Genomic DNA, 13,245 nt, shown 5'->3' with positions numbered 1-13,245 from the left:
ACGAAAGGCCCACCCGCGATGCCCCGCCAGGACCCGGGCTCCACCATCTGGTTCACCCTCACCATCGACGGCGAGAGCCTCGGTTTCTTCAACGGGTGCGAAGGCCTGGCGTCCCAGGTGGAGATCGAGCAGCGCCAGGAGGGCGGCAACAACGGGTTCGTGTGGCAGCTGCCGACCCGCGTGTCCTTCTCCAACATCCGGCTGACCCGCCCCCTCACCCCGGACACCGCCAAGGTCGCCAAGTGGATCTCCTCCGTCCAGACGGGGGTCAAGCGGCCGACCGCCCAGATCTCCGCCCTGCGCGCGGACGGCTCGCTGGTAGCCCGCTGGGGGCTGATCGACGTCCTGCCCGTCAGCTGGCAGGGCCCCAACCTCGACCCCGGCAACCCGTCCGTGGCCAACGAGGTCCTGGAGATCGCCCACCACGGATTCACGGACTGACGGCGCCCCGGAGGAGAGAGGAAGACCCATGGCAACCAGCAGCAAAGGCGCCGGCAAGAGCCTCGTACGCGCCGGCCTCGCCATCCACGAGCCCCCGGTGGGCACGAGCACCACGCCCGGCGCGCTCATGCGGACGTTCGACTTCGAGTTCAACCCGTCGCAGCTGTCCCTCACCCAGCGTGCCCAGTGGAAGGCGACCCCGACCGCGGCCGTACGCGACGGCTCCAAGCCGGAGTTCATGGGCGCCGAGCCCCGGGAGATGACTCTGGAGATCTTCCTGGACTCCTCCACCGAGCCGACCGGCAACTCCGTGCTCAAGAAGGTGGAGTCGCTCCTGGGCTGCTGCGAGGTGACCGCCAAGAGCATCGCCGCCAACCAGCCGTCGCCGCCGTGGGTGGTGTTCCAGTGGGGGTCGTTCTCCACGTCCCGCTTCACCGCGTACGTCAGTTCCATCGAGGCGTCGTACAGCCTCTTCGGCACCACCGGCGTGCCCATCCGCGCCACCTGCCAGGTGGCGCTGCACGAGATCCCCGGCAAGACCAGGGGCCAGAACCCGACCTCCGGCGCGCTCAGCGCCCAGCGTGTGCACCAGGTCGTCGCGGGCGACTCGCTCCAGTCGCTGGCCTGGCGTGAATACGGCAACGCATCGGCCTGGCGTGACATCGCCGAGGCCAACGGCATCGACGACCCGTCCAAGCTGCCCACCGGCACCGAGCTCGTGCTCCCGGCGGCGGAGGAGGTGCGTCACTGATGGTGCAGACCGCGTTCTCCAGCATCATGCAGGTCACCTTCGGTGGCGCGAAACTGCCCACGGCCATCGCCCCGATGCTCGTCGAGGGCTGGGTCGACCAGGGCGTCGGTGTGCCCGCGGCGTTCCGGCTGACCTTCCGGGACCCCTACCACCTGGTGCTCGGCGAGCTGAGCGTGAAGTTCGGCACCAGGGTCGTCCTCACCCCGATCGCGGACGGCCAGGGCATCGGCAAGCCGCTGCTGACCGGCGAGGTCACCGGCATGGAGGCCGACTACGACGGCACAGGCAGCTTCACCGTCGTCCGCGGCTACGACTTCGGCCACCGGCTGATGCGCCAGCGCAGGGTGGCGGCGTACCGGAACCAGACGGCCTCCGACATCGCCCGTAAACTCGTCGGCCTGGACGGTGTGCCCGTCGGCCGGATCCAGTCGACGAAGGGCGCGTACGGGTTCATCAGCCAGTCCAACATCACCGACTGGGACTTCCTCGCCCGGCTCGCGGACGAGAACAACATGGTGATGTCCCTGGACCCCAAGGGGAAGTTCCGGTTCGTCAAGCCGAACCCGTCGTCCGGCGCGCCCTCACCGAGCACGGACGGCGACAAGAGCGCCTTCGTCCTCCAGGCCGGCCATGACATCCTGCGGCTGCGTGCCGCCGTCACCGCCGCCGACCAGGTCGGCGAGGTCGAGTCGCGGGGCTGGAACGTCACCACGAAGAAGAAGATCACCGAGACCACACCCGCCCTCACCGACCCGGGCATCACCATCGGCCTCACCCCCGGCGAGGCCGCGGGCAAGTTCAAGTCCGCCAAGCTCGTCGAGACCGGCACCCCCTACGACAAGCAGGACGAGGTGGGGCACGCGTCGAAGGCCCTTGCCGCCGACGTCACTTCCTCGTTCGCCGAGCTGGAGGTCGCGGTGCGTGGCAACCCTGACCTGCGGCCCGGGGTGGCCGTGGCGCTCGCGGACGTCGGTGAGCCCTTCGAGGGCAAGTACACCGTCACCTCCGTACGCCACGTCTTCGGCGACGGCAAGCACTACGAGTCCTGGGTCACCGTCAGCGGACGCCAGTGGCGCTCGCTGTACGGTCTCGCCTCGGGCGGCGGCAACGCGGACGGCGGGAGCTCCCGGCTGCCCAGCGTCGCCAACGCCATCGTCACCGATGTGCAGGACCCGCTGAAGCAGGGCAGGGTCAAGCTCCAGTTCCCGTGGCTGGACGACACCTACGTCAGCGACTGGGCGCGCAGCGTGCAGATGGGCGGCGTGGGGGGCGGCGGCGTCTTCCCCATGGACGTCGGCGACGAGGTGCTGGTCGCCTTCGACCGGGGGGCGCTGGACCACCCGTTCGTCATCGGCGGGCTCTACAACGGCCGCGACGTGCCGACCAAGGTCAACGACGTCCCTCTGCACGACGGTCTGAAGAAGAAGGCCACCCGGCACACCCTGTCCGACCGGCAGAGCAACCGCGTCGACCTGCTCAGCCAGCGGACCGGCGGGCGGAAGCAGGGTGTCCGGATCGCCAGCGGCGACGACAAGCTGACCATCAACCTCGACCGCACCAAGACCGAGATCACCGTCGACAGCAAGGGCTCGGTCAGCATCAAGGGCAGCCGCTCGGTGTCGGTCGACGCGGGCACCGACCTCTCGCTGAGCGCACGCCGCGCGGTGACGATCAAGAGCGGCGGTCCGCTCACCCTCCAGGGGCAGGGCATGGTCAACCTCAGGTCCACGGGCGGCGTGGTCAGCGTGAACGCGATGGGCGCCCTGAACCTGTCGGCGACCGGCGCCGCTTCGCTCTCCGCCACGGGGATCGTGTCGGTCCAGTCCGTGGCCAACGTGAACATCAAGGCCGTGAAGCTCGACCTCATGGGCGGCTTCTTCGTCAACACCATCAAGTACCCGTTCGGATGACCGGCCACCCGCACCGGCACGCCGGGCCCGTGCCGAGAACAGGTCCCGCGCCGAGAAGAAGTCCCGGCGCGGGAAGTCCCGTGTCGAGAAGGCCCGTGTCGAGCAGAAGTTCCGTACCGAGAAGAAGTCAGGTGGCTCTCTGATGGCCGAACAGTTCGTCGGCTCCGGCTGGGCCTTCCCGCTGCGCATCGGCCCCACCGGCGGCATCGCTCTCGTCAGCGGGGAGCGGGAGGTCGAGGAGGCCATCAGACTCGTGCTGTCCACCGCCCCGGGTGAGCGGCCGATGCGCCCCGAGTTCGGCTGCGCCATCCATGACCTCGTCTTCGCACCGGTCAACGAACAGACCGCGGGACGCATCCAGCACGAGGTCCATGTGAGCCTGGACCGCTGGGAGCCCCGCATCGAGGTCCACGAGGTCGAGGTCACCGCGGGCGGCGAACAGAACATCCTGTTCATCGACGTCCGTTACGCGATCCGCGGCACCAACAACCCGCGCAGCCTGGTCTTCCCGTTCTACGTCATCCCCTCCCACGAGGAACCGGGAGATCCGGGCCCCTCCGGCGGCCCCGGTGCTGCCCCCTCCGAAAGCGAAGGCTGATGTCCCTGCCCTCCCCCAATCTCGACGACCGCCGCTTCCAGCAGTTCGTCGATGACGCCAAGCGCTACATCCAGCAGCGCGCCCCGGAGTGGACCGACCACAACGTCTCCGACCCCGGCGTCACCCTCGTCGAGACGCTCGCCCACATGGCCGACCAGATCGTCTACCGCCTCAACCGGGTGCCGGAGAAGAACCACCTGGCGTTCCTCGACCTCGTCGGCATCACCCTCTTCCCTCCGGCCGCGGCCCGTACCGACGTCACGTTCTGGCTGTCCGCACCGCAGGAGGACGCGATACCCGTCCCGGTCGGCACAGAGGTGGCGACCGTCCGCACGGAGCGCGACACCGCCGTCGTCTTCGCCACCGAACGCGAACTGACCGTGGTGCCCTGCACGCTCAGCCACCTCGTGGTGCAGCACCAGGGCAAGCCCGTCACCGACCGGACGGCGGACCTCGCCGAGGGCAAGGACCTGATGTGCTTCGCCGAGGCGCCCGCCCCCGGCGACTGCATGCTGTTCGGCCTCACCGCCGCCGTCCCGCACTGCGCCCTCGCCCTCGAACTCGACAGCCGCGTCGACGGTGTCGGTGTCGACCCCCGGCAGCCTCCGCTCGTGTGGGAGGCATGGACCGAGGACGGCTGGCGGCCCTGCGAGGTCGACCGCGACGGCACCGGTGGTCTCAACCGGCCCGGTGACGTCGTCCTGCACGTCCCCGGCGGCCACGTACTCTCCCGCAACGGCGGGCACGAGGCCGGCTGGCTGCGCTGCCGTGTCACCGAACCCCAGCAGGGCCAGCCCTTCTACGCCACCTCACCGACCATCAGGTCCGCCGAGGGCTACACGATCGGCGGCACCACCCGCGTCATGCACGCCGAGTCGGTGTACGACGAGACACTCGGCGAATCCATCGGGCTGCCCGGCCAGCGGCTGCGGCTCGTCCACACCCCCGTGGTCGGCGACAACCCGCCCGTGCTGCTCCAGACCGCCGGACGCGACGGCTGGGAGGACTGGGAGGTCGTCCCGCACTTCGCCGCGTCACGGCCCGACGACCGCCACATCACCCTCGACGCGGTCACCGGCGAGATCGCCTTCGGCCCCTCCGTACGCGAACCCGACGGCACGCTCCGCCAGTACGGCGCCGTCGCCCCCAAGGGCTCCGTCATCCGTGCCCGCCGCTACCGCACCGGCGGCGGCCGGGACGGCAACGTGGCCCGCGGGACCATCCAGGTGCTGCGCACCTCCATCCCGTACGTCTCCGAGGTCGTCAACCGCGAAGCCGCACGCGGCGGGGTGGACGGGGAGACGGTCGAGGAGGCCAAGCTCCGCGCCCCCATCACCCTGCGGGCCCAGGAACGCGCGGTGACCTTGCGCGACTACGAGGAACTCGCCCGCAGGGCCGCCCCCGAGACCGCCCGCATCACCTGCCTCGAAGGCAAGGAGAGCGAGTACGGGGCGTACGCGATACGGGTCCTCGTGGTGCCCCAGGCCGTCCCCGACCCCGGCGGCCGGCTCCGCTTCGAGCAGCTCGTGCCGGGCGACGCGCTGCTCGACCGCATTACCCGCCACCTCGACGAACGCCGTCTGATCGGCACCAGGGTGGCCGTGGGTCCGCCCTACTACCAGGGCGTCACCGTGGTCGCCACCGTCCACGCCTTCCGCGGCGTCGACACCGACCGCGTACGCCGGCAGACCCACGACGCCCTCTACCAGCACCTCGACCCGCTCACCGGGGGCGCGGACGGACGCGGCTGGCCCTTCGGCCGCCCGGTCCAGGCCGGCGAGGTGTTCGCCGTCCTGCAACGGGTGCCTGGCGTGGAACTCGTCGACGAGGTCATCCTGCACCCCGCCGACCCGCTGACCGGCAAGCGCGGTGACCCGACCGACCGCATCGACCTCGAATCGCCGTCCCTGGTCTTCTCCTTCGACCACCGCGTACGGGTGATCGGGGACGGGGCGTGAGCGACCTGACACGGAAGCAACCGATGAGGGGCTCCATCGACGGCCTCGGCTCGTCGACGCCCATCAGCACGATGCTCCCCGCCGTCTTCGCCGACGACGATCTCGCCCAGCGCTTCGTCGGTGGGCTCGACGACGTCCTGGCACCCATCCTCAATGTGCTGGACTGCCTGGACACCTACTTCGACCCCGCCCTCACCCCGGCCGACTTCGCCCAGTGGCTCGGCACCTGGGTCGGCGCCGAGACCGACGGCACCGAACCCGAGGCACGGCTGCGCGCCGCCGTGGCCGCCGCCGCGGGCCTGCACCGCGTACGGGGCACCAGGCGCGGCCTCTCCGAAGCCGTACGGCTCGCCTTCGGCGCCGAACCGGAGATCTCCGAGAGCGGCGCCGCCGACTGGAACGCCCGGCCGCTCGGCCCCGTACCCGGCACTCCCAGACCCCATCTCCACGTCACGCTCAGCCTCCCCGACCCCACCCCGACGGACACGCACCGCCTGGACGCCCTCGTGGCAGCCGCCCGCCCCGCGCACATGCCCTACACCGTCACCGTGACGGCCGCCGAAAGGACCCCGGAGAGATGACCACGCAGAACTGCGCCGAGTGCGGCACACGCGCGGAACCGGGTCAGTCGTTCTGCGACGCCTGCGGCGCCGTGCTCGGCTGGGACCAGTCCGGCTCCCGCGCCGGCCAGGCCCAGACCTCAGGTTCCCCCTCGTCCGCCTCCTCCGGCACCGCCGCCGGTTCCACGCCCGCTGAGGGCACAGGAGCCGGCTGGGACGCCTTCGGGAGCCCCGGCGGCGCCGGGGTCGCCCGCACCCAGCGCCCGCTGCCCGACCTCGGCCCCGACTCGACGCCCCCCACCGGTACCGGGGAATTCCACACGGGCTCCACTCCCGCGTCGGCACCCGGCGAGGCCGCATCGGCCGCGACACCCGACGCATCGCGCCTGCCCAACCCCCGTGAGACCGACGGCTGGGCCGCGGCGGCCTCGCACACGCCCGCCGGCGGCCCCACGGCCTCCGGCGGCCGGAAACCCGGCGAGAACGACCCCACCGTCCCGCTGCCCACCTCACAGGAGAGCGCGGCCGACCGCGCCCGCTCGCTCCTCGTCCCGCTCAACGAGCCCGAGCCGGCCCATGACTCGCCGCCCCCGGCCGCCGCTCCGGTCCTGCCTGGACGCCCGGACACCGACCGGCCGCAGGTACGCGCCCCCGGCCCCCTCCAGGACACCGGGAACGGCCCGCCCTGCTCCTGGTGCGCCACCCCCAACCGGCCCGACCGGCACTTCTGCGTCCGCTGCGCGATGCCGCTGGCCGACAACGACGAACGCCCGCCGGCCCCCCGCCCCTGGTGGCGCCGTCTCACCGGCTCCCGCCGGAACGAGATCCCGTGGGCAGGCGACCGGCCCCGCATCCGGCGCGCCTTCGACCGCATCGGCACCTGGATCACCGCGGCCGTCGTGGCCACCCTCGCCATCCTCGGCGTGGTGTACATCCCCGACGGTGTCCAGGCCACCCAGGACCACTTCGCCAAGCGCGCACCGGTCTCACCCAGCAAGAAGGTGGCGTCCCGCTCCTACAGCGGCCACAAGCCGCAGCTCGCCTTCGACAAGCTGAACAACACCTGGTGGGGTCCCGGGGTCTCGGGTGCGGGCAAGGGCGAGTGGATCGAGGCGGAGTTCGACCAGCCGACCCGCCTGCTGAACGTGATCATCACTCCGGGTGTGTCCATCCGCCCCGACGATCTCGACGAAGCCACCCTTCCGCAGCGCATCAAGGCGACGGTGACGACGAAGGACGGAAAGAAGACGGAGCACTCACTCACCCTGGACCAGGGATCGGGCGAACAGAAGCGCAACTTCCGCTTCCGTGACGCCGTGAAGGTGCGGTTCACCGTCGAGTCGGCCTACATCGTCTCCGAGAAGAAGCAGGTGGCCATCGCCGAGATCGAGTTCTTCGGCCCGGCGAGCTCGGACTCCTGACCTCACGACCCTCCTGACCTCCTGAACACGACGACGCCGGCCCCCGGGAAGAATCCCGGGGGCCGGCGTCGTACGGATACTGCGGGTACCGCCTGGAGTTCCTGATCCGAGGATCAGAAGTCCATGTCACCGCCCGGCATGCCGCCCGGAGCGGCCGCAGCGGCCTTCTCCGGCTTGTCGGCGATGACGGCCTCGGTGGTGAGGAAGAGCGCGGCGATGGACGACGCGTTCTGCAGGGCGGAGCGCGTGACCTTCGCCGGGTCGATGATGCCCTCGGCGATCATGTCGACGTACTCGCCGGTCGCGGCGTTGAGGCCGTGACCGATCGGCAGGTTGCGCACCTTCTCGACGATGACGCCACCCTCGAGACCACCGTTGACGGCGATCTGCTTGAGCGGGGCCTCCAGCGCGAGCTTCACGGCGTTGGCGCCCGTGGCCTCGTCACCGGTCAGGTCGAGCTTCTCGAAGACGGCCGAGGCCTGGAGCAGAGCCACGCCACCACCGGCGACGATGCCCTCCTCGACGGCGGCCTTGGCGTTGCGCACCGCGTCCTCGATGCGGTGCTTGCGCTCCTTGAGCTCCACCTCGGTGGCGGCGCCGGCCTTGATGACGGCCACGCCGCCGGCCAGCTTCGCGAGGCGCTCCTGGAGCTTCTCGCGGTCGTAGTCCGAGTCGGAGTTCTCGATCTCGGCGCGGATCTGCTTGACGCGACCCTGAACCTGGTCGCTCTCGCCACCGCCGTCGACGATCGTCGTCTCGTCCTTGGTGATGACGACCTTGCGGGCGGTGCCGAGCAGGTCGAGGCCGGCGTTCTCCAGCTTGAGACCGACCTCCTCGGAGATGACGGTGCCACCGGTGAGGATGGCGATGTCGCCGAGCATGGCCTTGCGGCGGTCACCGAAGCCCGGAGCCTTGACGGCCACGGACTTGAAGGTGCCACGGATCTTGTTGACGACCAGCGTCGACAGAGCCTCGCCCTCGACGTCCTCCGCGATGATCAGCAGGGCCTTGCCCGACTGCATGACCTTCTCGAGCAGCGGAAGGAGGTCCTTCACGTTGCTGATCTTGGAGTTGACGATCAGGATGTACGGGTCGTCGAACGACGACTCCATGCGCTCCATGTCGGTGGCGAAGTACGCCGAGATGTAGCCCTTGTCGAAGCGCATACCCTCGGTGAGCTCAAGCTCCAGACCGAAGGTCTGGGACTCCTCGACGGTGATGACGCCTTCCTTGCCGACCTTGTCCATAGCCTCGGCGATCTTGGCGCCGATCTCGGTGTCAGCAGCGGAGATGGAGGCCGTCGAAGCGATCTGCTCCTTGGTCTCCACGTCCTTCGCCTGCTCCAGCAGAGCGGCGGAGACGGCCTCGACGGCCTTCTCGATGCCACGCTTCAGAGCCATCGGGTTGGCACCCGCGGCGACGTTGCGCAGGCCCTCGCGGACGAGCGCCTGCGCGAGAACGGTTGCGGTGGTCGTACCGTCGCCGGCGACGTCGTCCGTCTTCTTGGCGACCTCCTTGACCAGCTCCGCACCGATCTTCTCGTACGGGTCCTCGAGCTCGATCTCCTTGGCGATGGAAACACCATCGTTGGTGATCGTGGGCGCGCCCCACTTCTTCTCGAGGACGACGTTACGGCCCTTGGGGCCGAGGGTGACCTTGACGGCGTCGGCGAGCTGGTTCATCCCGCGCTCGAGACCGCGCCGTGCCTCCTCGTCGAACGCGATGATCTTGGCCATGTGAAGTGGTCCTCCCGGACAGGGGTGGATTTCTCCGGACCGAGTGGCGCCCGCGACGGACGGCCAGCGTGCTCGGTGGTTCATTGCTCCACCGCGCCTGCGGGCCTCACCGGCCCGGTCCAAGTTTCTGTCACTCTCACCTGGAGAGTGCTAACGCCAATGATTAGCACTCGACCCCTGCGAGTGCAAGCGCCTTCGAAGAAGGGGCGGCGGCCGGGCGACGGATGGACGCAGGCGTCTCCCTCCGGTCGTGGACGACCGCAGGGCACGCGGAGGACGCACGTGAGGCCCGTACCCCGGTGGGAGGTACGGGCCCCGCGTGTGTGAGTAGCGTCGTCGGCCGACCGCGCCGAGCTCAGCCGACGGCGAGCTTGACCATGTCCGCCTGCGGCCCCTTCTGGCCCTGCGAGATCTCGAATTCAACTCGCTGACCCTCTTCGAGGGTGCGGTACCCGTCCATCTGGATCGCGCTGTAGTGGACGAAAACATCCGCACCACCGTCGACCGCGATGAAGCCGTACCCCTTCTCCGCGTTGAACCACTTGACGGTGCCCTGAGCCATGCCCAACTCCCCTATTACTGGCCCTTGCACGAGCCCGCACTTCGCGGGCCCGGGTCAGAACTCACCCTCCGACAGGAGAGGGTGGCGTGCGCCGGAACGCGTCGACCGCGGCCGAATGTATCTGCCCAACTGCCCTCTGCAACAGGTCAATCGGACGAGAATTCTGGGCACAGGGGATCGCACGCATGGGGCGGATTCACAGGATTCCCGGGCAAGTCGGGCCCGACAAAGGCCACTTATGCCACAAGGAGTTCACTTACTTTGGCTGCATCTTGTCGCGGCCGGGCGCATTCTCATATGCGGGCGGCATGCGCGGCGGCGGGGACTTCCCCAACGGTACCGCGCTCAACCATGCAGAATGACCCCCTCCGCTTCTCTCGCGGACGGGGCCATTCTGCTCACGCTGTGCGGTCGGTCAGCCTCCGGCGACGGCCGGGATGATCGAGACGCCCGCGCCGTCCGGAGTGGCCGCGTCCAGGCCGCCTTCGAAGCGCACGTCGTCGTCGTTGACGTACACGTTGACGAAGCGGCGGAGCTTGCCCTCGTCGTCCAGGACACGGCCGCCGATGCCCGGGTGGTTCTGCTCCAGGGACGCCAGGACCTCGGAGAGGGTCGTGCCCTCGGCCGGGACCTCGGCCTGACCGCCCGTGTAGGTGCGGAGAATGGTGGGGATACGGACCTTGACGCTCATGTGGGTGCCTTCCTCGGGTCTCGGGTGGTCGGGTCAGCCGGCGGCGGCGAGGCCCGCGTCGCGGAACGCGTCCAGGCTGGGCCGGATCGTCGCCGACAGGCCGGTCGTCGGGGCGACCGCGTCGAGCGTCTTCAGACCGTCGCCGGTGTTCAGGACGACGGTGGTGAGGGCCGGGTCCAGCAGACCGGCGTCGATCAGCTTCTTCGTCACACCGACCGTCACACCGCCCGCGGTCTCCGCGAAGATGCCCTCGGTGCGGGCCAGCAACTTGATCGCGTCGACGACCTGCTCGTCGTTCACGTCCTCCACGGCCCCGCCGGTGCGCCGGGCGATGTCCAGGACGTAGGGACCGTCGGCCGGGTTGCCGATCGCCAGGGACTTGGCGATGGTGTCCGGCTTCTGCGGGCGCACGACGTCGTGGCCGGCCTTGAAGGCGGTGGACACCGGCGAGCAGCCCTCGGCCTGGGCACCGAAGATCTTGTACGGCTTGTCCTCGACGAGGCCGAGCTTGATCAGCTCCTGCAGCCCCTTGTCGATCTTCGTGAGCTGCGAGCCCGACGCGATCGGGATGACGATCTGGTCGGGCAGCTGCCAGCCGAGCTGCTCGCAGATCTCGTACGCCAGGGTCTTGGAACCCTCGCCGTAGTACGGGCGGAGGTTGACGTTGACGAAGCCCCAGCCCTCACCGAGCGGGTCGCCGATGAGCTCCGAGCAGAAGCGGTTGACGTCGTCGTAATTGCCCTCGATGCCGACCAGCTCGCCGCCGTACACCGCGGCCATGACGACCTTGCCCTGCTCCAGGTCGTGCGGGATGAACACACAGGACCGGAAGCCGGCGCGGGCGGCGGCGGCCCCCACCGCACCGGCGAGGTTGCCGGTGGAGGAGCAGGACAGGGTGGTGAAACCGAAGGCGCGGGCGGCCTCGACGGCGATGGCGACGACACGGTCCTTGAAGGAGTGCGTCGGGTTGCCGGAGTCGTCCTTGACGTACAGACCGCCGGTCACGCCCAGCTCGCGGGCGAGGTTGTCGGCCTTGACCAGCTTCGTGAAGCCGGGGTTGATGTTGGGCTTGTCCGCGACATCGGAGGGGACCGGCAGCAGCGGCGCATAGCGCCAGATGTTGTTCGGCCCATCGGCGATGCGCTTCTTCAGCTCTTCCGGGGAGCCGCTCGGCAGGTCGTACGCCACTTCGAGCGGCCCGAAACAGGACACGCACGCGAAAATGGGGCCGAGCTCGAAACGTTCGCCGCATTCGCGGCAGGAAAGCGCCGCGGCGGGACCGAGGTCCACTGCGGAAGAATTGGTGTTCGCTGCAACTGTCTGCACAGCCATGATGGCGGAGGCCCTTTCTCCTCATCTTCCCTGCGACGTATTTCGCCACAAGACGGAATTGGCACCTTCCCCACCGTGACCTCGCGGTCGGCAGGAGGGTTGCCGGGACTTCGACGGGCCGTTCCCTCTGTCCCTCTGGATGAGCGCTGTGGCACCGGACCATGGATCCGGGCGTTTATTCGCGGACCGACCCCGACATGCGAGGGTCATCCGCGTTGTTCAAGACTGTAACCGAAGCAGTGGACGGTTGAGATAGTCGTCCGAACCGCGAGATGGATCACATACAGGGAGTACCGACCGTGCTGGAAGAGGTGGAACGCTGGCTGACCAGGCGTTCCTGGTCAGCCGCCGAACGCCCGCTCGGCCTGCTCACAGCCGCGCGGGCGAGGGATCCGCACCGCTCGCGCGTCAGCGTCGTCCTGCCCGCGCTGAACGAGGAGGCGACGGTCGGCGCGATCGTCGCGGAGATCCGGCGCGAGCTGATGGAGAAGGTCCAGCTCGTCGACGAACTGGTGGTGATCGACTCCGGATCCACCGACGCCACGTCCGACACCGCGCGGCGGGCCGGCGCCCACGTCGTGCACCGGGACGCGATACTCCCCCGGATCCCCGCCCTGCCCGGCAAGGGAGAGGTCCTCTGGCGATCACTGCTGGTGACCGGCGGGGACATCGTCTGCTTCGTCGACGCGGACCTCAAGGACTTCTCCGCGGACTTCGTCTCCGGGATCATCGGCCCGCTGCTGACCGACCCCTCGGTGGACTTCGTCAAGGCGATGTACGACCGCCCGCTGGGTGAGGCCGCAGGCCAGGGCGGCCGGGTGACCGAGCTGGTGGCCCGCCCGCTGCTCAATCTGCACTGGCCGCGCCTGGCCGGTTTCGTCCAGCCGCTGGGCGGCGAGTACGCGGTGCGGCGCTCGCTGCTGGAGCAGCTCCCCTTCCCTGTCGGTTACGGAGTGGAGCTGGGCCTGCTCGTCGACGCGCTGCACACCGTCGGCCTGGACGCGCTGGCCCAGGTCGACGTCGGGGTACGCAGACACCGCCACCAGGACGGCCAGGCGCTCGGCCGGATGGCAGCCACGATCTACCGCACGGCGCAGCTGCGGCTCTCCCGCGGCCCCCTGGTGCGCCCCGAGCTCACCCAGTTCGAGCGGGGTCCGGACGGATTCGTCCCGCGCACCCATGCGGTGGACACCGAGGAGAGGCCGCCGATGCGGGAGATCGCGGAGTACGCCTCCCGCCACGCGGCTTAGCCGGTCCGGCGGGAGGGACCCGCTTCACGTTTGGC

At 69.7% G+C, this 13,245-nt stretch carries 12 protein-coding genes and 1 riboswitch; of the genes, 8 read left to right on the top strand and 4 right to left on the bottom strand.

What is annotated here, in order from left to right; translation table 11 throughout:
- Window positions 1–18: 18 nt before the first annotated feature.
- The 7 genes from AB0C75_RS21070 to AB0C75_RS21040 all read left to right on the top strand — a co-directional run bounded on the left by AB0C75_RS21070 (window position 19) and on the right by AB0C75_RS21040 (window position 7,639).
- A complete protein-coding gene (locus AB0C75_RS21070) occupies window positions 19–441 on the top strand; it encodes a phage tail protein (protein ID WP_362892972.1) in 423 nt (140 codons plus the stop codon).
- A 28-nt stretch (window positions 442–469) separates the two neighbouring features.
- Window positions 470–1,192 (top strand): LysM peptidoglycan-binding domain-containing protein, encoded by a 723-nt coding sequence (locus AB0C75_RS21065; protein WP_362892970.1) that lies wholly within the window; start codon window positions 470–472, stop codon window positions 1,190–1,192.
- Window positions 1,192–3,102, top strand: coding sequence for a VgrG-related protein (locus tag AB0C75_RS21060; protein ID WP_362892968.1), 1,911 nt, complete (start codon window positions 1,192–1,194; stop codon window positions 3,100–3,102). Before AB0C75_RS21065 ends, AB0C75_RS21060 begins: the two co-directional genes overlap by 1 nt.
- A gap of 142 nt (window positions 3,103–3,244) precedes the next feature.
- Window positions 3,245–3,700: a GPW/gp25 family protein gene (locus AB0C75_RS21055; protein WP_362892966.1), complete on the top strand. Its 456-nt coding sequence runs from the start codon at window positions 3,245–3,247 to the stop codon at window positions 3,698–3,700.
- Complete coding sequence (locus AB0C75_RS21050; RefSeq protein ID WP_362892964.1) at window positions 3,700–5,658, top strand: putative baseplate assembly protein; 1,959 nt, start codon at window positions 3,700–3,702, stop codon at window positions 5,656–5,658. Before AB0C75_RS21055 ends, AB0C75_RS21050 begins: the two co-directional genes overlap by 1 nt.
- Before the next feature lie 23 nt (window positions 5,659–5,681).
- On the top strand, window positions 5,682–6,239 hold the full coding sequence (locus AB0C75_RS21045) for a phage tail protein (protein WP_362892962.1): 558 nt from the start codon (window positions 5,682–5,684) through the stop codon (window positions 6,237–6,239).
- Window positions 6,236–7,639: a zinc ribbon domain-containing protein gene (locus tag AB0C75_RS21040; RefSeq protein ID WP_362892960.1), complete on the top strand. Its 1,404-nt coding sequence runs from the start codon at window positions 6,236–6,238 to the stop codon at window positions 7,637–7,639. Before AB0C75_RS21045 ends, AB0C75_RS21040 begins: the two co-directional genes overlap by 4 nt.
- Before the next feature lie 113 nt (window positions 7,640–7,752).
- On the opposite strand, the gene groL is transcribed toward AB0C75_RS21040, so the two are convergent.
- From groL to thrC, 4 genes are all read right to left on the bottom strand, one after another.
- Window positions 7,753–9,375 carry a chaperonin GroEL gene (gene groL, locus AB0C75_RS21035; protein ID WP_362892958.1) on the bottom strand — a complete coding sequence of 541 codons (1,623 nt, stop codon included), beginning with the start codon at window positions 9,373–9,375 and terminating at the stop codon, window positions 7,753–7,755.
- 355 nt (window positions 9,376–9,730) lie between these two features.
- Entirely contained in the window at window positions 9,731–9,937 is a 207-nt protein-coding gene (locus tag AB0C75_RS21030; RefSeq protein ID WP_003967346.1) for a cold-shock protein, read from the bottom strand.
- A 415-nt stretch (window positions 9,938–10,352) separates the two neighbouring features.
- Window positions 10,353–10,628 carry a MoaD/ThiS family protein gene (locus tag AB0C75_RS21025; RefSeq protein ID WP_362892957.1) on the bottom strand — a complete coding sequence of 92 codons (276 nt, stop codon included), beginning with the start codon at window positions 10,626–10,628 and terminating at the stop codon, window positions 10,353–10,355.
- 33 nt (window positions 10,629–10,661) lie between these two features.
- Window positions 10,662–11,960 carry a threonine synthase gene (gene thrC, locus AB0C75_RS21020; protein WP_362892955.1) on the bottom strand — a complete coding sequence of 433 codons (1,299 nt, stop codon included), beginning with the start codon at window positions 11,958–11,960 and terminating at the stop codon, window positions 10,662–10,664.
- A gap of 18 nt (window positions 11,961–11,978) precedes the next feature.
- A riboswitch (SAM riboswitch) is annotated at window positions 11,979–12,106 on the bottom strand.
- A gap of 153 nt (window positions 12,107–12,259) precedes the next feature.
- Between thrC and AB0C75_RS21015 the strand changes: the two genes are divergently transcribed.
- Complete coding sequence (locus AB0C75_RS21015) at window positions 12,260–13,210, top strand: glucosyl-3-phosphoglycerate synthase (RefSeq protein ID WP_362892953.1); 951 nt, start codon at window positions 12,260–12,262, stop codon at window positions 13,208–13,210.
- The last annotated feature ends 35 nt before the right edge of the window (window positions 13,211–13,245 follow it).

Origin of the sequence: Streptomyces sp. NPDC048565 (assembly GCF_040650935.1) — a bacterium.
Taxonomy (GTDB): domain Bacteria; phylum Actinomycetota; class Actinomycetes; order Streptomycetales; family Streptomycetaceae; genus Streptomyces.
The sequence above is the reverse complement of the archived record's forward strand: the minus strand, read 5'-3'. Positions and strand labels throughout refer to the sequence as shown.

What these genes read in the sequence shown, in the direction of transcription:
- AB0C75_RS21025 (WP_362892957.1), bottom strand. Translation starts at nt 10,628, where the DNA reads ATGAGCGTCAAGGTCCGTATCCCCACCATTCTCCGCACCTACACGGGC.
- thrC (WP_362892955.1), bottom strand. Translation starts at nt 11,960, where the DNA reads ATGGCTGTGCAGACAGTTGCAGCGAACACCAATTCTTCCGCAGTGGAC.
- AB0C75_RS21060 (WP_362892968.1), top strand. Translation starts at nt 1,192, where the DNA reads ATGGTGCAGACCGCGTTCTCCAGCATCATGCAGGTCACCTTCGGTGGC.
- AB0C75_RS21050 (WP_362892964.1), top strand. Translation starts at nt 3,700, where the DNA reads ATGTCCCTGCCCTCCCCCAATCTCGACGACCGCCGCTTCCAGCAGTTC.
- AB0C75_RS21040 (WP_362892960.1), top strand. Translation starts at nt 6,236, where the DNA reads ATGACCACGCAGAACTGCGCCGAGTGCGGCACACGCGCGGAACCGGGT.
- AB0C75_RS21065 (WP_362892970.1), top strand. Translation starts at nt 470, where the DNA reads ATGGCAACCAGCAGCAAAGGCGCCGGCAAGAGCCTCGTACGCGCCGGC.
- groL (WP_362892958.1), bottom strand. Translation starts at nt 9,375, where the DNA reads ATGGCCAAGATCATCGCGTTCGACGAGGAGGCACGGCGCGGTCTCGAG.
- AB0C75_RS21045 (WP_362892962.1), top strand. Translation starts at nt 5,682, where the DNA reads ATGAGGGGCTCCATCGACGGCCTCGGCTCGTCGACGCCCATCAGCACG.
- AB0C75_RS21070 (WP_362892972.1), top strand. Translation starts at nt 19, where the DNA reads ATGCCCCGCCAGGACCCGGGCTCCACCATCTGGTTCACCCTCACCATC.
- AB0C75_RS21055 (WP_362892966.1), top strand. Translation starts at nt 3,245, where the DNA reads ATGGCCGAACAGTTCGTCGGCTCCGGCTGGGCCTTCCCGCTGCGCATC.
- AB0C75_RS21030 (WP_003967346.1), bottom strand. Translation starts at nt 9,937, where the DNA reads ATGGCTCAGGGCACCGTCAAGTGGTTCAACGCGGAGAAGGGGTACGGC.